General features: G+C 67.2%; 19 protein-coding genes and 2 pseudogenes. 6 read left to right on the plus strand and 15 right to left on the minus strand.

All coding sequences use genetic code 11. The features are described from left to right. Window positions 1–241 precede the first annotated feature (241 nt). Window positions 242–997, plus strand: coding sequence for a class I SAM-dependent methyltransferase (locus tag J7I98_RS30750; protein ID WP_214928317.1), 756 nt, complete (start codon window positions 242–244; stop codon window positions 995–997). A 383-nt stretch (window positions 998–1,380) separates the two neighbouring features. On the opposite strand, the gene J7I98_RS30755 is transcribed toward J7I98_RS30750, so the two are convergent. Both J7I98_RS30755 and J7I98_RS30760 read right to left on the minus strand, forming a co-directional pair. After that, entirely contained in the window at window positions 1,381–2,226 is an 846-nt protein-coding gene (locus J7I98_RS30755) for a hypothetical protein (RefSeq protein WP_214928318.1), read from the minus strand. A 275-nt stretch (window positions 2,227–2,501) separates the two neighbouring features. After that, complete coding sequence (locus tag J7I98_RS30760; protein ID WP_214928319.1) at window positions 2,502–2,897, minus strand: VOC family protein; 396 nt, start codon at window positions 2,895–2,897, stop codon at window positions 2,502–2,504. 310 nt (window positions 2,898–3,207) lie between these two features. On the opposite strand from J7I98_RS30760, the gene J7I98_RS30765 reads away from it, so the two are divergent. Then, window positions 3,208–3,465 (plus strand): sortase domain-bontaining protein, encoded by a 258-nt coding sequence (locus J7I98_RS30765; RefSeq protein ID WP_374225191.1) that lies wholly within the window; start codon window positions 3,208–3,210, stop codon window positions 3,463–3,465. Window positions 3,466–3,524: 59 nt separating this feature from the next. Here the strand turns inward: J7I98_RS30765 and J7I98_RS30770 are convergent, their stop codons facing one another. Continuing rightward, on the minus strand, window positions 3,525–5,537 hold the full coding sequence (locus J7I98_RS30770; protein ID WP_214928321.1) for a transglycosylase domain-containing protein: 2,013 nt from the start codon (window positions 5,535–5,537) through the stop codon (window positions 3,525–3,527). Window positions 5,538–5,731: 194 nt separating this feature from the next. Between J7I98_RS30770 and J7I98_RS41555 the strand changes: the two are divergent. After that, window positions 5,732–5,996: pseudogene (locus J7I98_RS41555) on the plus strand (IS30 family transposase); the annotation flags it as partial. 258 nt (window positions 5,997–6,254) lie between these two features. Here J7I98_RS41555 and J7I98_RS30775 read toward each other — a convergent pair. After that, complete coding sequence (locus J7I98_RS30775; protein ID WP_214928322.1) at window positions 6,255–6,797, minus strand: DapH/DapD/GlmU-related protein; 543 nt, start codon at window positions 6,795–6,797, stop codon at window positions 6,255–6,257. Between the two features lie 64 nt (window positions 6,798–6,861). Further along, window positions 6,862–7,863 (minus strand): LysR family transcriptional regulator, encoded by a 1,002-nt coding sequence (locus J7I98_RS30780; protein ID WP_214928323.1) that lies wholly within the window; start codon window positions 7,861–7,863, stop codon window positions 6,862–6,864. A gap of 232 nt (window positions 7,864–8,095) precedes the next feature. On the opposite strand from J7I98_RS30780, the pseudogene tnpA reads away from it, so the two are divergent. Continuing rightward, window positions 8,096–8,359: pseudogene (gene tnpA / locus J7I98_RS43040) on the plus strand (IS200/IS605 family transposase); the annotation flags it as partial. A gap of 79 nt (window positions 8,360–8,438) precedes the next feature. Here the strand turns inward: tnpA and J7I98_RS30790 are convergent. The 8 genes from J7I98_RS30790 to J7I98_RS30825 form a co-directional block, all read right to left on the minus strand. Continuing rightward, the gene (locus J7I98_RS30790) at window positions 8,439–9,551 is read right to left on the minus strand and encodes an ABC transporter substrate-binding protein (RefSeq protein WP_214928324.1); all 1,113 of its coding nucleotides are present in this window, start codon (window positions 9,549–9,551) and stop codon (window positions 8,439–8,441) included. Next, window positions 9,548–9,781: a hypothetical protein gene (locus tag J7I98_RS30795; RefSeq protein WP_214928325.1), complete on the minus strand. Its 234-nt coding sequence runs from the start codon at window positions 9,779–9,781 to the stop codon at window positions 9,548–9,550. The genes J7I98_RS30790 and J7I98_RS30795 overlap by 4 nt, the downstream gene beginning before the upstream one ends. A 178-nt stretch (window positions 9,782–9,959) precedes the next feature. Then, window positions 9,960–10,511: a VOC family protein gene (locus J7I98_RS30800; RefSeq protein WP_214928326.1), complete on the minus strand. Its 552-nt coding sequence runs from the start codon at window positions 10,509–10,511 to the stop codon at window positions 9,960–9,962. 44 nt (window positions 10,512–10,555) lie between these two features. After that, window positions 10,556–11,263 carry an ABC transporter ATP-binding protein gene (locus tag J7I98_RS30805; RefSeq protein WP_308378002.1) on the minus strand — a complete coding sequence of 236 codons (708 nt, stop codon included), beginning with the start codon at window positions 11,261–11,263 and terminating at the stop codon, window positions 10,556–10,558. Further along, window positions 11,260–12,021 (minus strand): ABC transporter ATP-binding protein, encoded by a 762-nt coding sequence (locus J7I98_RS30810; RefSeq protein ID WP_214928327.1) that lies wholly within the window; start codon window positions 12,019–12,021, stop codon window positions 11,260–11,262. The genes J7I98_RS30805 and J7I98_RS30810 overlap by 4 nt, the downstream gene beginning before the upstream one ends. Next, window positions 12,018–12,995, minus strand: a complete 978-nt coding sequence (locus tag J7I98_RS30815) for a branched-chain amino acid ABC transporter permease (RefSeq protein WP_214928328.1) — start codon at window positions 12,993–12,995, stop codon at window positions 12,018–12,020. Before J7I98_RS30815 ends, J7I98_RS30810 begins: the two co-directional genes overlap by 4 nt. Further along, the gene (locus J7I98_RS30820) at window positions 12,992–13,870 is read right to left on the minus strand and encodes a branched-chain amino acid ABC transporter permease (protein WP_214928329.1); all 879 of its coding nucleotides are present in this window, start codon (window positions 13,868–13,870) and stop codon (window positions 12,992–12,994) included. Before J7I98_RS30820 ends, J7I98_RS30815 begins: the two co-directional genes overlap by 4 nt. Window position 13,871: 1 nt before the next feature. After that, window positions 13,872–15,047 carry an ABC transporter substrate-binding protein gene (locus J7I98_RS30825; protein WP_214928330.1) on the minus strand — a complete coding sequence of 392 codons (1,176 nt, stop codon included), beginning with the start codon at window positions 15,045–15,047 and terminating at the stop codon, window positions 13,872–13,874. Window positions 15,048–15,427: 380 nt separating this feature from the next. Between J7I98_RS30825 and J7I98_RS30830 the strand changes: the two genes are divergently transcribed. Both J7I98_RS30830 and J7I98_RS30835 read left to right on the plus strand, forming a co-directional pair. Then, complete coding sequence (locus tag J7I98_RS30830) at window positions 15,428–17,056, plus strand: carboxylesterase/lipase family protein (RefSeq protein WP_214928331.1); 1,629 nt, start codon at window positions 15,428–15,430, stop codon at window positions 17,054–17,056. A 760-nt stretch (window positions 17,057–17,816) separates the two neighbouring features. Further along, entirely contained in the window at window positions 17,817–18,338 is a 522-nt protein-coding gene (locus J7I98_RS30835; protein ID WP_214928332.1) for an AAA family ATPase, read from the plus strand. Here J7I98_RS30835 and J7I98_RS30840 read toward each other — a convergent pair. Together J7I98_RS30840 and J7I98_RS30845 are read right to left on the minus strand one after the other, a co-directional pair. After that, a complete protein-coding gene (locus tag J7I98_RS30840) occupies window positions 18,252–19,040 on the minus strand; it encodes an RNA polymerase sigma factor (protein WP_214928333.1) in 789 nt (262 codons plus the stop codon). The genes J7I98_RS30835 and J7I98_RS30840 overlap by 87 nt on opposite strands. 19 nt (window positions 19,041–19,059) lie before the next feature. Continuing rightward, entirely contained in the window at window positions 19,060–19,245 is a 186-nt protein-coding gene (locus J7I98_RS30845; RefSeq protein WP_214928334.1) for a hypothetical protein, read from the minus strand. Window positions 19,246–19,399 lie beyond the last annotated feature (154 nt).

Genomic DNA, 19,399 nt, shown 5'->3' on the forward strand with positions numbered 1-19,399 from the left:
GCCGGGCACGAAGGAATGTCGGCGTCGTGGCCAAAACGAGGCGGTTGCGCCGCGGTCTGGGGTGTCAGAGACTCACCGGCGCACTCTGTTCACCTCATGGCACATAGCGACTGAAGGGTGGCGTCGATGTTCGCCTCCACAGATCGGCGCCCATGACAGAGCCCGATCACTACGCGCGAGAAGCCACCGCGTCCCTGTCGTCCTCGACAGCCGTGACGACCCCGCAGGAGATCTGGCACTCATGAACGACTGCGCCGCACAGCACTACGCCAATCTCGCCCACAACTACGACGATACTTGGGCGCACCGCCCCGAATACCTGGCGTGGATGTGCAGGCATATCGCCGCCAGACTCCCGGTCAGGCCCGGGACACGGATCGCCGACATTGGTGCCGGCACCGGACTGTTCTTACGGCATCTGATCGGCGGCGCCTCAGCGCAAAGCCCGATCCTGTGCGTTGACCCCAGTGCCGCGATGCTCGCTCAACTACCGGACGACCCCCGGCTGCACCCCGTCCACGCCAGCGCAGAGGATGTGGCCATGGGGCAGGCCACCCTTCCGTATGACCGGCTGCACGGCATCCTCATCAAGGAGACCATTCACCACATCAGCGAGCTGGGCACCACCCTCAAGGGGCTGGCCGAGCTGCTTGTTCCGGGCGGACACATGCTTGTCGTCACCCTGCCACCTCGGCTGGAATACCCCCTGTTCCATTCTGCCCTGGACCGGTTTGCCGAACGGCAACCGGCTCCCCAGGATATCGCCGACCACATGCGGAAATCTGGACTCATCACCAGCTACGGGTACGAGGAGTATCAGGTATGCGTCGACCGGGACCACTGGATCGGGCTGGTGGCCAACCGGTGGATGTCGGTGCTGTCGTCATTCACCGACGAGGAGTTGGCCGTCGGTCTTGCAGAAATTCGTCACCGGTACGCGCCCGGCGAGATCTGTTTCCAGGACCGGTTCGCCTTCGTGCTTGGCATGAGGCCGTGACGCACCCGCAGCGCAGCAGCACGCGGCAGAGCGGAGCGCCGGCACGCAGCGAGGCCGAGGGACCTGAAGGGCTGTTTAGGGACCTTGACCTGGCCTCGGGACTGGGACCACTTTGTAGCTACTGAGCGTCAGTCACGCGGGTCGGGCAGGAAATACGGGTGGATCGGCAGGTACAGCGTGAACTTGAAGTGCTCTCCCGGCTTCAGCCGGAAGAGCACTTCAACCAGCCCCCGTCCGCTGCCCGCTCGGCGACAGTACGGGTGTGCGGATCACGTATCGGAGGTTCCACGCGGTTCGGTCCGGTGCCGCGGCGGCTCGTGGTGCTCACGAACGGAGTCTTCCTTACGGCTGAGCTGTCGCGTCATCAGGCTGCCGGACCCTGCTCAGTTCGTGCCCTCGGGCGGCAGATAAGTGGTCACGATGGTGCGCTCCACTCCGGCGTCCCGCATGGCTCGGGCCCGGTGGTTGCCGTTGGTGTACCCGGGGTCGGGGCCGAGGTGAGGAAAGATCGCGGCGGCCGGACTCAGCAGCGACTCCAGGGCACGTATGTCATGGTCCGCCACTCCCAGCCTCCGGGCGCGCTCCGGGACTTCCTCGCCTATGTCCTCATCGGCAAGACGGTCCTGGCGGGCGTCGTCGGCGAGGCGGATGGCCAATTCGCTGACCGCCGCCCAGTCCTGCTTGTGGTACCAGCAGCATCCGGCACCCGGTCCGGGCCTTCGCTGCCGTATGCGGCGGAGGAGGATGCCGAGCCGTGAGACGCGGCGGGACATGCACGGCTCGCGGAAGGGCTGTGGTTCCGGAAGGTGCGCGACCGGGATGATGTCGTACCGGAGCCGATCGGGCGGCGGGGGCACGAACGCCACGTAGCCGTCACCACGGCTCGGGTCGACATCGCAGCCGGCCAACGTGGTCAGCTGCTCGTCGGTGAGAGTGTGCCAACCCGGGGCCTTGAGCTGGAACGGACCAGTGACGTCGAAGGACACGACGCTGAACTCTTCGTCGGGCAGCATGTGCTGGACCCAGATAGGGGGCTCGCTCTCGCTGCTGCAGTGGGTCCGCCATACAGCGGCGGCGTACTGCTCTGCCCGATTGACGAGACTGGCACCCTCGTCGGGGCCTTGCGTCGCCACCGCGACGGTCCGCTCGTCGGCTGCTGTGAACAGCTGAAGCCGGAACGTGCACGGCACCCCGCCCGCCTTGCCCACCTGGAACATGTGCTCGTCCACGGTTCGCCGCCGCGGCGCCCCAGCAGTGACGAGCAGCTCGTCGACAGTCGGTCTGTGTGAGGTCGATTCGGGCATGTGAGAGTGGCCTTTCACTCGTGGAAGCAGACGGGTGCCGGGTCAGGGCTGAGGCTTGGCCGGTTCCTTGTACGAGACGTGACCGATGGCGCTGTACGCCTGGTCCAGGCCGCGCTCAAGAGCCTGAGACGCCTCACCGAGGTCTTCTCGGCAACGTGACAGTTGCGGTGTGTGACGGGGTGCGGGTGCCCGCTCGCGGCCTAGTTCTGCGGTGCCAGGGTGCGAAGGACGTCGAACTCGTTGCCCTCGGGGTCGGCCATGACCACCCAGTGTCGGTCTGATCCCTGGCCCACATCCGTCTCGGTGGCGCCGAGGCCGAGCAATCTGGTCACCTCGTCCTCGGTGCTGCCGTCGATCGGGCTGACGTCGAGGTGAAGCCGGTTCTTCACGGTCTTGCCCTCGGGCACCTGGATGAACAGCAGGGTGGGCGACATCTGGCGGGCCCGAACATCCTCGACGGTCGGCACCCAGGAGCCGATCTCGACTTTTCCCTCGCTCCGGTCGATCACCTTGAAGTCCAGGACCTCGCACCAGAAGGCCGCGAGCCTCTCCGGATCGTGGCAGTCAACGGCCAACTCGGTGAACCTACTTGTCATGACTCTCCCAGATGGTGCGGACGGGGCTCAGAGTATGCCGCCCGTCCGACAGATCCGAGATCTTCCTGACCAGGGACGTCAGACGGGATTGACCCGGCATCAGATACGCGAGAAGCCCCTGGTAGGAACAGGTTCGGGGTACCGAGAGGCTTCACGCGTTGACCAATATCACCTACACCGGCGTGCTCGATGTCAGCCGGGCCACTGCTGAAGCCCTCGCGAAGCTGCTGCTCGAACACCGCGAGCGTCTCGGGACCCGCAAGGGCACCCGCGCCCTGGGGCCGTTCAAACAGAGCGTGTTGATCCTGCGCTGGGTCCTGGACGTCCACCGTCCTCGCTCAAGGCCGGTGACAAGATCGAGGTCGACCGCGCGGACGGGAAGACCGTGCGGTTCAGCGGCGACCGCACAGCTCAGTATCCCAAGAACCGGTTCCCCACAGTCGAGGTCTACAAGAACGTCGATCAGGCGGGTCTGCGTCTGATCACCTGCGGCGGTGCGTACGACCAGTCGGAGCGGTACTACTCGGAAAACGTGGTGGTGTTCGCAAGCCTCACCGGCAGCCGGTAGAGGCAGAGCAAGCCGAGGCCGACGTCTCTTTCGGACGTCGGCCTCTTCGCCGTACGGCGCTACGGTCCGGACCGGGCCGCGGTCATGTACGACGCCCACACCCGCAGCGGCAGGAAGTCGCCCCGCTCCGCCCCGGACCCGCCCACTCCAGTCACCGGGAGCAGGCCGCCCTCGCCGGGTTTGTCCCGGAAGACGGTCACGGCCGTCGACAGTTCTTCCGTGCAGCCGATGAACCAGGCGGCCGGCAGCCGGTCGGCGTCGCCGGTGCGGCCCGCCGCAATCGGCGTCGCCAGTGCGCGTAGGGTGTCCGGGGCCAGGGAGTCCACGGCCACGTCCCCCATCGCCCGGGAGACCTCACGGGCCACTTCGGTGTCCAGGACTTGCCTGCGGGGCGGCCGCTCCAGCCTCTCCAGCCGTGTGCCCCGGTAGGTGACCTCGGTGACCGAGTACGGGTCCGTCCGTCGGCCGTCCTCAGCGAAGGTGGCGTAGGCGTCGGCCATGCGAATGGCGCTCGGGGTGGAGGTGCCGACGGAGAAGGGTCGCTCCAAGGGGGCCATGCTCTGCGGCAGCAGGCCCGTACTGACCGCGAGATCGCGCACCTTCTTCAGGCCGATGTCCTCACCGAGCCTGCCGTAGACACTGTCGCCACCGGTGACCAGCGCCTCGCGCAACGTGGGAAAGCCGGCGGAGAAGGACATGGCGCCGGCCGCGAACCGGCCGGCGCCGGTATCGGATCGCTCCGGCAGCAGCCACGGCGTTCCAGTGGTCAGGACGCCGGTCCCGTCGTAGAAGCTGTCGGCGGTCACCGGCAGCCGTGGCGCGAGCGTGCCGGCCGAAGGGACACCGTACTGAAGAGCCGCGGCCAGGACGAACGGCTTGAAAGCCGACCCCACCGGTACACCCGCCGTGTCGGCGTTGTTGGTGAAATGCTCGGTCGCGTCGGAGCCGCCGTACAGCGCCAGCACCGCCCCGTCGTCCGGGCGTATCGACGCGGCGCCGAACTGGACGTCCCGGTCGGCGATCCGGCGTTCGGGGTCCAGCGTCTGCGCCGTGACCTTGTCCACGGTCTGCCGCAGTTGCTCCACCTTGGTCCTGTCGAAGGTCGTACGGATCTTGTATCCGCCGCGGCCCAGATCCTCGGCAGTCAGCCCGGTACGTTTTTCGATGTACTTGTTCGCCACGTCCACCAGGTAGCCGGTCTGTCCGGACAGACCGGTGGACACCGACAGTTGGCGCGGCTCCGGGAAGACGGTGTACTTCGCCCGCTCCTCCGGCGACATGTGGCCAAGCTCCACCTGCCGGTCCAGGACGTACCTCCACCGCGCCTCCGCCCGGCGGTGATTCGCCTCGCTCAAGGAAGGGTCGTACTGCTCCGCGCCCTTCAGCAGCGCGGCCAGCAACGCGCTGCGCCCGGGATCGAGTTCCCGCGCGTCCATTCCGTAGTAGGCCATCGCGGCGGCCTGCACTCCGTAGGCGTTACGGCCGAACCAGCTGGTGTTGAGATACCCCTGGAGGATCTCCTGCTTGGACAGCGACCTGGACAGCTTGACCGCCAGGCACAGCTCGCGCAGCTTGCGGTCCACGGTCTGCTCCGGCGTCAGGTACGTGTTCTTCGCATACTGCTGCGTGATGGTCGAACCGCCCTGGATCTCCCCTCCGCGGGCCATGTTCACCACCGCCCGGCCCAGGCCGCCGACGGAGAATCCCGGGTCACTGTAGAAGTCGGCGTTCTCCGCCGAGATCACGGCATTCTGCAGTGCGGGCGGGATGTCGGACAGCGGGACGTTCTGCCGGTTGATCGCCCCGACACTGACCATTTGGGTGCCGTCGGCCCAGTAGTAGACATTGGCTTCCGCTCGCGCGGTGGCATTCACGTCCGCGATGTGCACAGTGGAGTAGACATAGCCGACCAGAGCGGCGAGGGCGGCGCAGCAGATCAGTGAGATGCCGAGCAGCTGGCGCCACGACGGAAGAAACCGGAACAGACCGCGACGGCCGCGGCGCGGGTAATCGATGCGCAGTCGGCGGCTCGTGCCGGAAGGCCGGTGCGGCCTCCACGCTTTCGGTCCCATTCGACGCATCACAGACGCTCGCCCTTCTCCGTACGGTCCATCCTGCCGCTCCCTACTTACTACGCGGCGTGACGGCCACCTGTTCAGGGGGCCGGCGGCGGCCCGCCGTCGCGTGTGGTGTGTCGATGCCTTTGGGCCGCGGTGGTTTTCCGTGAGGGTGGGCGGCATGCCGTCGATCAGCCTTGATCCACTGTCTGGGCTACCGGCCCTCGACCGCGCAGTGGCATGCCGACCGCCGGGCCCGACGCCCGACGTGCCGCCAAACTCACCGTGACCGACAGACTCCAGCAGTATGTGCAGGACAGACTCGCCAGCATGGTGACCGCCCTGGACGGCAACGGGATCCCGGGACCGCAGGTGCGCTGGATCGGGCGGCGCCACGGCCGCCGACAGGACCGGCGCTGGGCAACCTCGTGGAGCCCGGAACAGATCGCCCGTCGGCTCCCGGTCGACTTCCCCAGGCTGCCGGGAGGGCAGTCGTCAGGCGCACGAACCGCGTCAAGCCCACCACCGCAAGGTAGGTGGGAATCTCCCGGGTTCATCCGGGAGAGCACTTCAATTTCTTCAAACTCTGGACGAGGTGCAGCGGGACTTATGGCCGCGACGTTGGTTCGTCGCCCTGGACCGGAGCCAGTTGTCTCGGGGAGGGGCGCCAGGCTTCCGATCTGGTTGATGACTGCCCGTAGTCCGGGGCTCGGTGTGACCCCGGAGAGGTCGTCACCACCGTCGGTGCACGCTTGCCTTACTGCCGGTCACCAGACTTGCCGGCGGAACGTCATCGGTCACGACCGCGCCAGCGGCGACCACGGCATCACGGCCAATGCTGACGCCAGGAAGGATCGTGGCACCGGCGCCGATCCACACGTTCTCCGCCACATCGATGGGCGCGCCGCTTAGCCACCCCCGTCGCTCCTCAGGATCGACCGGGTGACCGACGGTGATGAACGTGGCCTTTGGTCCGACCATCACGCGCTCGCCGAGCCGGATGCCGGCGTAGTCCAGGAACGTGCAGTTCTGGTTGATGAACACGCGCTCCGCGAGGTCCAAGTGAAGGCCGTGGTCCGTGTAGAAGGGCGGATAGATCGTGACTCTCGTCGACAGCGGCTTGCCGAGGACCTGTTCGAACAGTTCCGCCTTGCCCGCTTCATCCTCGAAGGGTAGGACGTTCAGGCGGGAGGTGAGCTCAGTGACCTGCAGGACCCTCTCGGCCATGGCCTGGAACTCGGCGCTATGGATGCGCATGAGACGGTCGCTGGACATGCCACGATCCTTTCTGTGTACCGGTGACTGGATAAGACTCACTAGGCGCTGGTGGAGGCTGCTATCAGCAGCCGGTCGAGTCACCTTGTCGGGGTTGGTCCCTGCGAGCATTTGCGATGTCGCTGTCGCCGCGCCGTGGCCTCGTTGCCCAGGACGGAAGCCAGACCGTCTCAGGGAGCCTTGGCAGGCTTCCGAGGTGGGTGATGATTCCACGGAGTCCTGGATGTGGATTCGTTTTGGGGAGGATAAGAGAAAGTGGGTAGGCGAGGGTCGGATTCACAATAGGGATGCGGCGTAGGTCGTAGTTCGTCGGCCAGATGTACCGGTCGCGTGCCCCAACGAGGGTGGCCACGTCCGCGGAGTCCGCGAGAGTGTCCAGGAGTACTTCGTCTCCAAAGTGCGGGCCTGCCGCGTCGAGGCGCAGGTCGAAGTCGGTGGCGAGCTGATCGTAGAACTCTGCCCATTCGCTTCGGGGCGCGATACCCGGCACCCATATCCGGTGCTTACGCAGCTGCGGTGGCGTCAGTCTTCGCGCGGAGGCGAGCGGATGCCCAGGGCCGACGAGAAGTTCCAGCGGAGAGTCGAACGCGCGAATCATTTGCACGTCGGGCGGCAGTGTGTCCGGGTCAATGACGGTACGGAACGAGGCATCGATATCGCCTGCTTCGACGGCGGTGACCGCCACGCGTGGGTCGTTGACCCTGAGGGTCACCACGTCGAGGTTGGTTTCGGGATGCGACCGCCAATAGTCGTGCAGAACAACGGCCTGCGCGCTCCGCAGGCCGAGAACGTCGATCCGAAGGGCCCGGGAGCCCGGCCTGACCGCGGTGATGGCGCGCTCGATACCCGCGACGATGCTCCGCGCGTGGGGGAGAAACGCCTGACCATCGAGCGTCAGCTCAACCCCTCGGGCGGTACGTGTGAACAGACGGACTTCCAGCTCGCGCTCCAGGGCGGCGATCCGCTTGGAGACTGCCTGCTGCGTCACGCCCAGCTCATCGGCCGCATGTTGCAACTGTCCGAGCTCTGTCGCCCGGACGAACGATCGCAATGCCTCGGTGTCCACTGGTTCACCTTAGGCGTGCACAACTGATCGTTGTGGCGCGCCGAGGATCGGTTGTTTGATCACGGCGTCGGAGATCAATGGAACCGTGGTTGAGCTGAGATTGATCGGGTGGCGTGCGCCTGAACATCAGCCTTGAGTGACAGGACGGGGGAAAGTACCAGTCGGGCACGATGCCCGAACTGCCGCTTCTCCACCCCTTGTTCACTCATGGCGACCACCACACGGCGAAGGCTTCGAAGCCGAGCTGAAGCAGTTCAACGGCGAACAGGATCACGTCCACCTGCTCGTGCACGATCCACCGAAGGTTCAGCTCTCCAAACTGGTCAACTCCCTCAAGGGCGTCAGCTCCCGCAGACTTCGCCAGGAGTACAACGCGCACGTCCGCCGACATCTGTGGGGCGGACACAACGTCCCATCTGACCGTCACCACGCAGGCGCAGGGACACTCCGGCGCTCCGCGCCTCCGAGCCAAGCACGCCCTTCACCACCACCCTAAAGGGCGGTGCACTGGGCGAGATCAGAGGTAGGCAGCCTCACGTTCGGACAGATCTGGGCAGTCGGACCTTCGTGCTCTCTCAGCCGGCGTGAAGGATCCGAAAGCGATCGGGTTCCGCCGGATCTCGATCAACGACGTGGACTGGCGTCCAAGCCCATTGCCAAACGCTGATGCCTGGCGTGCGGGAGAACTGGATCTGCCCGCGGGTGCCCTCGACAGCAACGCGCGGCCAGGATTCGGCAATGCGCGCCCGGTCCGCGCCGTGAGAACGCAGCACATCGGCGAGGACGGCGACCGTGTCGTAGCCCTCGAAGGCGACGAAGGAGGGCGCTTCGCCCAGCCGCTCGCGGAGGGCCGTCTCGACTCGTGCACCAAGTGGGCTGAGACGCTCGGGCAGGTAGCGCAAGAACGGGATCGCTGAGCCGTCGTCGCCCAGCAACGTCGCCCATTCGGCGAACTCCGGTTGCCCGGCCGGAGCACCAATCATGATCTCGGAGAGGCGCTGGTCGCGGCGGACAGACTTGACGATCGACACTGCCGGCTCCGGGTGGCCGACCAGAAGAAGGAGGGCTGTCGCGCGATTGTCGACGAGTTCGTCGCACACGGCCGTTGGGGTGAGCGCGCGCATGTCGAGTTCGATCACGGTGCCGCCGCGTGGAGCGAGGTAGTCCCGCAGAATGCGGGCCCCAGATGTCCAGTAGACACTCGGCTGGGCTGCTACGGCGATTCGACTGTGGCCCGCGCTGAGGAGGAAGTCTGCGTAGATCTGCCAGCCGTGGGACTGCGCCGGGCAGAGGCGCGCGACCCATTCCGTTGGCTGTTCGGTGAGCGCGTCGAGAACCGCTGACGAACAGAGGAACGGCAGGCCGAGGGCGTCGGCCCTGGCGGCAGCGGCGCGAGCGACGACGCTGTGATACTCCCCCGCCAAGGCAGCCACGCCCAGGCGAGCCAATTCATCTACGGCCGCCGTGGCCCTCTGTGGATCAGCCGCGGTGTCTCGGACCACCAGCTCGAGTGGTCTTCCGGCGATCCCGCCGGCGTCATTGACTTCGCGAACAGCCAGCTCGAGTCCAGCAAGCAAGTGTTGGCCTGCCTCGACCCAGCCAGGCCGAGTCAGCGGAACGAGAGCGCCGATCTGGACGGATGATCCGTCAGTCCGCTCCGCTCCAGGTGGCGATGGTGGCGTATTCATGCGTTGGTGTCTCCCGCGTGACGATTCGGTCGCAGGTTGCCCAGATCGCCGAGTGGCAAGGCCCGGTAGTACGCGTTCATCTCATCTCGCCGTGGCAGGCGCACCTGGGTGACCATGCCGGACATTGCATCCACCACCATCGCCAACAGGCAACCGATTATTGTTCGCTGAGCTGCCAGGCTTGAAGAATCCCTGTCCAGCGAGCGGCAGATCCCCTCCTGGATCTCCACCGTCGGGGCCCGGCTGGGCCGCTCTGCTCGGCCGGCTCCATCACGACCTGGCCACCCTCGACCCCGCCCACCGGATCGAGGAGTTCGCCACGAAGTTCGGCGGCCTGCGTATCACCGCCGCCGAACCGCTTCGAAGGTGGCGAATTCGACGGCGAGTTCGCCGACCGGGCCACCGCCCTCACCGACGCCGCTGCACCGTCGTCCGTCTACTCCTTTCCTGCGGTGACAACGCCCGCCCGACTGGTTCAGCATCCCCACACGAACCGCAGCCGCGTTGGATTCGATGGTCAAGCCTCCGACCAGCTGATCGGCGACCGTCATCGGATGGGCAGTTGCGCCGCGACCATGACGTCCCGTACAGGTCTTCGAAGTGCAGAGAACGGCTGTCGGCGTCCTCCCGCTCGTCCCACACCCGCACGCCGTGAGCGCGCAGGTGATTGCCGATCTGCTGCACGTCGTCCGTATACAGGACGAGCAGGGGCTGGCCACCGCACTGACGGCCGATCAGCTCACGCTCCCGGGCCGTGGTCGCAGGCATCAGCCAGAGGCCGGCCTGTGCCTGGCCGGATAATCCAACGTGCAGATAGCGGTCGCCTCCAGCCGTCTGATCGTGCAGGATCGAAAAGCCCAGGATGTCGCGGTAGAAGACCAGGGCGGCATCTGCATCCGCGACGAGCACCACCGTGCGGCCGAGCGCGGAGAACAGGTTCTGATCGGGAGAAGAAGCCATGAGTGGAGCCTCCAGGTGAGGGACAATCCCGTTCGGTCGTCCGGTCAGTCGACGCCCAGCAGGCGCCTCCGGTCCTCGGGTCGGGACGCGAATTCCGCGCAGGCTGCTTGGTGGACGATGCGGCCCTTCTGCATGACGGCCACGCTCTGGGCGACGGAGAAGGCGAGCCCCAGGTTCTGTTCGACGAGGACCACCGACATGCCCTGCGCGCTCACCTCGCGGATCACCTCGCCCACTTGGGCGACGATCGCCGGGGCGAGGCCGTCGGACGGCTCGTCGAGCAGCAGCAGACGCGGATTGCCCAGCAGGGCGCGGGCGATCGCGAGCATCTGCTGTTCCCCGCCGGAAAGCTGGTCGCCGCGATGGCCGAGCCGCTCCCCCAGCCGCGGCAACAGGTCGAGGATGCGGGCCCTTGTCCACGGGCCCCGCGCCGGACGCCGCGAGGCGATCGCCAGGTGCTCTGCCACCGTCAGGGGCGCGAAAACACGGCGCCCCTGCGGAACGACACTCACCCCGGCCCGGGCGATCACATCGACACGGGCCCCGGCGATCTCCCGGCCGTCGATGGTGACGCTGCCTTCGTAGGGCCGGAGGAATCCCACGACGGTCGAGATGAGGGTGGTCTTCCCGACCCCGTTGCGCCCGAGGACCGCGAGGGTCCCGCCTGTGTCGAGGTCGAGATCGATACCGTCCAGGACGGTGCCCCCGGCGTAACCGGAGCGCAGCTCACGCACGCTGAAGAACGGCTTCACGAGGAGACCTCCTTGGTACCGAGGTAGGCACTCTGGACCTCGGTGGAGGCGCGCACCTCATCCGGAGAGCCGGTCTTCAGGTGTCTGCCGAGGTGCATGACCGTCACCGTGTCGGCGAGCTCGAAGACCATGTCAAGGTCGTGTTCGATCAGGAGTACGGTCACCTCACCGGGCAGAGCGGCGATCAGTTCCGTGAGCCGCGCCGTCTCCGCCGGCGACATCCCGGCGGCCGGCTCGTCCAGCAACAGCAGCCGGGGTTCGGTAGCCAGAGCGACGGCGACCTCCAGCTGCCGCCGTTCGCCGTGCGAGAGCGCGGCCACCTGGGCGTCGTGCCGGGTGGGCAGGCCCACTCGCTCGAGCAGCGTGTACGCCTGCGCGATCGCCGTCGCCCGGGCACTCACCTTCCGCCAGCCGCCGAGTCCGGTACCGGCTCGGCGCAGCACGGCGAGCAGGACGTTCTCCAGCACGGTCTCTTGCATGAAGAGACTGGAGTGCTGAAACGTCGCGGCGACACCGAGCGCGACGCGGCGGTCCACGGGCAACCGGGTCACGTCCTGCCCGTCGACGAGGATGGTTCCGGCGGTGGTCGACAGCGTTCCCGAGATCAGGCCGAACAGCGTCGACTTGCCCGCACCGTTCGGACCGATGATCGCGTGCCGGGCCCCCGGCCGCACGGTGAGGTCGACCTCGTCCAAGGCTCGGAAGGAGCCGAAGTGTCGTGACACCTGGCGTAGTTCCAGTAGATCGAGATCTGTCACGCCGTCCTCTTCCGGGTCAGCTTGGGCGGGAGTCGTACGCCGGCCAGCCCTCTGGGCAGCGTGTAGACGGCGATGACGAAGAACAGTCCGAGCAGCAGCGGCCCGCGTCCGGCGACGGCTTCGAGGTTTCCGAGGTAGTCCCGGGTGAGCCAGACGAGCGCGGCTCCGGCACAAGCCCCCCACATCGAGCCGGAGCCGCCGATGACGACGGCCAGCAGCGCCAGGGCGGCGATCTCGAATCCCGCGTCGCCGGGCGAGACGAACCGCTGCACCGACACCCACAAGGCACCGGCGACGCCGGCCAGCGCACCGGCGCCGCAATAGACAGTCAAGGCGTACCGCCGGGTGGGATATCCGATCGCGCTCATGCGGGGCTCGTTGTCGCGGATTCCGCGCAGGGCAAGGGCGAACGGTGTCGAGCCCAGGCGGGAGACGGCCGCGAAGAGCACCAGGAATACGGCCAGGACATAGAAGTACACCAGCCCGTCGAGCTCCAGCGCGGGCATGCCGGGCAACGGTACGACGGGCGGGATGCCGGACACACCGTCGGTGCCGTTCGTCAGCGACTTCCAGTTGACGGCAGCGCTGTAGGCGATCTCTCCGATGGCCAGCGTCAGCATCAGGAACACCACTCCCCGGGCTCTCACGGCCAGCCATCCCGTGGGCACGGCTACCAGCGCGGAGACGCCCGCGGCGATGAGGAGTTGGAGTATCCCGATGTCGGTGAGCCTCGTCGCGACGATCGCCGCCGTATAGGCACCGACGCCGAAGTAGGCCGACTGGCCGAGAGTCGGCAGTCCGGTCAGGCCGGTGAGCAGGTTCACGCTGATCGCGAGAAGGGCGAACACCAGGATCCGCGACAGGCTGCCGATGATGTACGGGCTGAGGACGAAGGGGGCCGACGCGAGCCCGACGGCAACGACAGTCACCGACAGCCGCCGTGCGGCGGATCCGTCAGGTCCGGACGGGTTCATGTGCGCACCGCCGACGAGACCAGGCCGTGCGGGCGGACGACGAGCACGGCCAGCATGGTGCCGAAGAGAAGGAAGGGGGCGTACTCCGGGAGCAGAGCCACCCCCAGTGTCTGCACCTGGCCGATGAGAAGCGCTCCGGCGAGCGCACCGCGCACGGATCCGAGACCGCCTACGACCACGACGACGAGCGAGAGGACGAGGACGGTCTCGTCGACTCCCGGCCCGGGACCCAGAATCGGTGCCCCCAGGACACCACCGACCGCGGCCAGAGCCGCACCGAACGCGAAGACTCCGTACAAAACCTTGCGGATGTCGACACCCAGTGCGCGGACCATGTCCCGGTCCGCGACGGTGGCCCGCACCAGTGCTCCGAGCGAGGTGCGTTCGAAGAGGAGGTACACGACGGTCGCGAGGCCGGTCGCGACGCCGATGAACACCAGCCGGTAGACCGGATAGGCGTGGCCGAGGAGGTCCACCGTCCCGCGGAGGAACGTCGGCGGGTCCGTGGGCAGCACCTCGCCGCCGAAGGCCGCGGCAAGAAGATCGGCGACGATGAAGGTGACACCGAGCGTCAGCACGGCCTGGTCCAGGTGCCCGCGCCGGGCCAGCGGCTGAGTGAGGAACGTCAGCGCCACTCCGCCCAGGGTGCCCACCAGAGCGCCGGCAGCCAGCGCGAGGAGCAGACCCCACAGGCTCCCGTCGGACAGTGCGTAGGCGACGTAGGCCCCGACGAGGTAGAGCGTGCCGTGAGCCAGGTTGAGCACGTCCATCATGCCGAAGACCAGGGAGAGGCCGACCGCGATCGTGAACAGCAGCAGACCGAAGGCGACCCCGTCGATGACGCTGACGAAGTTGCCGTCCAACCATCCGGCCACGTCAGCCGCCCAGCCGGCCGAGCTCGGAGCTGACGGTGTTGGTCCCCTGTTTGACCTCACGCAGGTACCAGGGCTGGATGGGCGTGCCGCCGCTGTTGAACCGCCAGGTGCCTCGCGGGCTGTCGATGTCCCCCACCTTGGCGATGGCAGCGTTGACCGTTTCCGGGGTCACCGTGCCACCGGCCGCCTTGATCGCCTTGTCGAGCACCTGCGCCGCGTCCCATGACGCCATCGCGTAGGTGGTCGGGGCCGACCCGTAGGCGGATGTGTACGCCGGGGCGAAATGCTTGTTGGCCGCGTTGTCCAGGTCCGCGCTGTAGTTGAGTGCGGTGAGGATGCCATTGGCCGCCTCTCCCTGCCCCTTGAGCACGCCGCCCTCGGTGAGGAAGCCGGGCGCGTAGAGCGGGATCTTGCCGGCCAGTCCGAAGTCCCGGTACTGCTTGACGAAGTCGACGGCCGCACCGCCGGCGTAGAAGCAGAAGACGGCTTTCGCGCCGGACCTCTCGATCTGCGCGAGGTACGGCTGGAAGTTCTTCGTTCCTGGGAACGGCGTATAGACCTCCTCCCCCGCGATCTTTCCGCCCACCGGGAGGAAGGTGGACTTGAAGCCCTCCACCTCGTCCTTGCCCGCCTGGTAGCCCGCGGCGATCAGGAAGACCGGGCCGCCGGCCTTCTCCGCCACGTGCTTGCCCAGCGCCTTGCCGGGTTCATCGTTGACGTACGACGTGCGCCAGATGTACGTGGTCCCGGTCAGCGTCGTAGGCGAGGCGTTCGAGCCGACGAGCGGGACCTTTCTTGTCTCGAACAGGTCCTTGACTCCGTTGATGGTCGCCGAGCTCACCACCCCACTCACCGCCAGGACATGGTCCTGCTTGACCAACTTCTCCGCGGCCGCCTTGCCCGAGTCGGCCGTTTCCCCTTCGTCGGCAATCACGATCTCCACCTCGCGGCCGCCGAGCTTGCCGCCGTGCTGCTTGACGTAGAGCTCGAAGCCCTGCTTCATGTCGTCGCCGAGCGCCTTGTAGATCCCCGACTGCGGGACGAGGAGCCCGATCTTCACGGGCCCGCTCTGCTTGTTGTCACCACTGGCCCCAAGGCTGGCACCACCACATGCCGTGGCCAGCAGGAGTGCCGTCGATACGGCGATCAGAGCAACGGGACGAGAACGACGTGCCATGGAAACTCCGTACGTTGTCAACCGGCCCCGGAGGGCTGGATGTTGCTGATGGGGCTGCCTTGAGGGGGTCCAGGCGAGGGAGGTCCGGCTCTCAGGGGTGGCCTGGCTGCCGGTTGAAATGCGCGTTTCGTCGCTGATCAGACGGGCTCGAAGCCACAGCCGATGCCTGGGCGAGCCCTTGACTGCCTACGGGCGGCATCGGAGATGACACGTGTCTATCGCGAATTTACGACGCTCGTCAAGACTTCGCGAGATGGGCGGCCTCGCGAGGGTCGCGACCCTTGACCCCGACCACATGCATGTCGTAACACTAGCCATCGTCATTTTTGCGCTATGCCGATCTGGCTACAGGCTCTTGACCAGTCAGGGAGTGAAGCACCATGACCGATGATCCATCGCGGCGCAAAATCCTCAAGAACAGTGGGGTGTTGGCCGGCGCCGCACTCCTTTCCGGCATACCGGACGGGGGCACGGCGCAGGCCGCCTCCCGCACGGACGGGTCCTCGCCCGTGGTGGAGCTGCCCGCGGGCCGAGTGCGCGGAGGCACGGAAGGAGGTCTCACCGTATTCAAGGGCGTGCCCTACGCGGCGCCGCCGATCGGCGCGCTTCGATGGCGGCCGGCTCAGCCCCATCCCGGATGGCAGGGAACGCGCGATGCGACCGCCTTCGGCCCGAGTGCACCGCAGCCCTACCGGGACGGAGGCGACCAAGTGCTCGGAACGCACGGCTCGCCCCCCTTCGACGAGGACTGCCTCACGCTCAACGTCTGGACCCCCGGAGCCGATGACGCCAAGCGACCGGTGATGGTGTGGATCCACGGCGGCGGCTTCATCTCCGGATCCGGCTCGCTGCCCAACTACTCCGGCGAGACCTTCGCGCGCGACGGCGACCTCGTCGTCGTGACCATCAACTACCGGCTCGGCCCGCTGGGTTACCTCTACTTCGGCGAGGACGGCGCCGGGGGGAACTTCTGGCTCACCGACCAACTCGCCGCGCTGCACTGGGTACGGGACAACATCACCGCATTCGGCGGCGACCCCGACAACATCACCGTCGCCGGCCAGTCCGGCGGCGCTCTGTCGGTCGCGGCGCTGGCCGGCGCCCGGCCCAAGGGCCGCCCGCTGTTCCGACGCGCCATCCTGCAGAGCCCACCGCTCGGGCTGCAGATCCCCACCCGCGCCGAGTCGCTTCAGCGCACCGCCACCTACCTGGACATCCTCGGAGCCAAGAACGTAGCGGAACTACGAGCCGTGCCCTGGCCACGCCTGATCGCCGCCACCTTCGAGATGTTCGGGCGCACAGGACGGTGGGGATACTGGTCGACCCCGTTCCTGCCGGTACTCGACGAGGTCACGCTGGACCGCGACCCCGCCGACCTGCTGCTCAGCGGCGCCGGGGCGGACATCGACGTCCTCATCGGCTGGACCAGGGAAGAGGCGAACTTCGCCTTCGCGCTCAGCGAGCCGTACGCCGCTGCAACCAAGAATCAGGTGCTCGCAAGGGCGCGGGACACCTTCGGGAACCGGGCGGCCCAGGCATACACCGCGTACGAAGAGGCCCGGCCGGGCGCCCGCCCGGTGGACGTACTCATGGATCTGATCACCGACGACCTGTTCCGCATGCCCAGCGTGGCGCTGGCCGAACGGCGGGCGGCCCGCGGACGTCCGGTCTGGGCGTACCAGTTCAACCTCCCCACTCCTGCGCACAACGGTCAACTCGCAGCCGCACACTGCCTGGAACTGCCATTCGTGTTCGACAACTTCGACAAGTGGGCGCACGCACCCTTCCTGGCGGGGCTGGACCCCAGGGTCCGTGACGGTCTCGCCGCGACCATGCACACGTCCTGGATCTCCTTCATCCGCACCGGCGATCCCAACCACCACCCCATGCCGCAGTGGGACGGCTACGACCGGGGCTCTCGTACGACGATGGCCCTCGACTCAGTCACCACCGCCACCAGCGACCTCGCGGGATACTGGCGCCGCCTGCACCATCCGGCGGCGCCGTAGCCGCGCCGCCGGCCTGCGGCGAGAGGCGCTCCCCCACCTGGTCCCGCGGTGTTCCGCACCGCGGGACGAGGCGGGCCCTCGGCCTCGATCGAGACACGACCGCGAGGTCACGATTCACATGGCGCCGAGCAGCAGGCGGGCGCGAAACGCCGTCGCGCGCTACCTCTCTCGCGTGCTGTCCAACGGAGACCTACGGGTGGCTCATCGACGACCCGGATCGCTTCACCCAGGCACTCCGGGACATGGCGGAGGATCTCGACCTCGAAAGCGACCTCATCGACTACCGCCGGCGGCGCGAAGCACTCCAGAACTGGTCGCTGACCCTGACATCTGGCACGAGATCATCGCCAGCCTGCCGCCTGTTTCCGGCCCCGTCCGCCCCAACCTGGACGACCGCAAACGACAGGAGGCATCCGCCTTCATCTGGGCCCGTGTCGCCGAAGGCGAGCCCCTGTTCGCTCCTCTGTTCGCTCCTCGCCCCATTGAGGCCGGCCAGCCCGACGATGTCCGCCGGGCCTGGTTCCTTCGTCGCGCCAAAACCTGGTTCCAACTCGGGCGCCACGACCCGCTCGGCCACTATGCGGCCCTACGCGAGCGCCTTGATCAGCATGCCGACCAGATCGCCAAGAACATCGATGTGACATTGCGAGATAGGTGGCACCTGATCTTGAAGGTTGACACCACCCCTGGGAACGCCGGAGCCGTACCGGTTTCTGCCGTGCCCGTTTTCGCTGCCCGCACGGCGCTAGCGTTGGGTCCCATGATCGTATGGCTCAATGGCACCCACGGCGCAGGCAAGACGACGACCAGTGCACTCGTGCAGCAGCTGATCCCGGATTCACGGGTGTTCGACGCCGAGAAGGTCGGCGAGACACTCATGGACATCACGCCGGGGCTGCCCTGGACAGGCAACTTCCAGCACTGGCCGCCGTGGCGGCCGCTCGTAGTCGAGACCGCCCGCCGCGTACTCGACTACACCGGCGGCACTCTGGTGATGCCCATGACTGTCCTGGTCGAGCAGTACTGGCGCGAGATCAGCACGGGCCTCGCCCAACATGCCATCCCGGTACGGCACTTCGTCCTCCACGCTGACCAAGACACCCTCCGCGGGCGCATCGAGGGGGACACTCTTCTTGGCCCCTCCCCATTCCGCCTCAAATACCTCGAGCCCTACGCCGAGGCGGCCCGCACGTGGCTACACGGCGAGGCCGAGGTCGTCGACACCACGCACCTCACGCCCGCCCAGGCCGCCCTGCAGATCGCAGAGGCCGTCAAGAGTTGAGGTCCGCCCGCCATCGCGCCTTGAGCTCACTGATTTCGCCTCCAGCTCCGTCTCGAGCTCCAGGTACAGGGCGATGAATTCGACCCGTAGGTCGCCCTGACTCTCGCTCGCCCCGATGCGCGCTACCACCCACCAAACGAACACGGGATCGCTCGGGAAGGATGCCCCCGCTGCTGCGATCGACCCCACCGGGGGCATCCAACTGCTCAAGACGTGCCTCAGGGTGGTGGCCGCTCGCGCGACCGACACCGCGACCGTGCCAGGGTGGATTTCCGCAATCTGCGCCATCTCGCGCTGGGTAAAGCCGTACATCTTGGTGGCCACGAGCGCGATGCGCTGCTGCAGCGGCAGCTCGCGCAGCGCGTCAAACACCATCATGTGTTCAGCGACCAGAGAGGCGACGTCCCGGCCGTGCCTCGTGGCCATGTGCTCATCCACCAGGTGCTCGGCCTCCCGCTCCCGTGCCTGGTGCAGCCGCTCTGCCTGGTGGATGACCTCGCGGCGCAGAGTCCTGTAGACGTAGGCGCGGGGCTCGCGCAGCTTCCCGGGAGCACGCAGCGCACCCTCGAACGCCAGCTGTACTACGTCCTCCCGGCCGATCATGGCCTCGGGGATGATCCGGTTACGCAGCAGACGGGCTGCCACTGCGGTCATCTCGTCCCGGTAGGCGCGGTAGACGGCATCCAGCGCGGCGGCGTTCACCTGCTGGATCGTTCGGGATTCAGCCACGGCTCCGCCCCCGCTTTCCCCCAACTGCGCCGGCTGCGGCTTCCCGCGCCTCACCCTTGGCGCGGATGATCTCGGCCTTTCCCCGGGCCCGGTTCCGGTAGGCCACGCTGTCCAGCAAGGACCGGATGCCGGGTGCGAGCACGGCGGCCACGAACAGGGCAATAGCGACGAACTCCACTGAGCAACCTCCTCCAGTATGCGGCTCCTCAGCGCCCCAGACGGGGCCATCAGCCGTACACAACTGGAGAGGGAACAGACGCCGGTTCTCTTGACTCCCTGCGCAAGATTCTTTCTTGAGTAGCCCTGGGACTTAGGCACTGTTTCTCGGATCT

Origin of the sequence: Streptomyces sp. ISL-98, from assembly GCF_018614055.1 — a bacterium.
GTDB classification, from domain to species: Bacteria; Actinomycetota; Actinomycetes; order Streptomycetales; family Streptomycetaceae; genus Streptomyces; species Streptomyces spiramyceticus.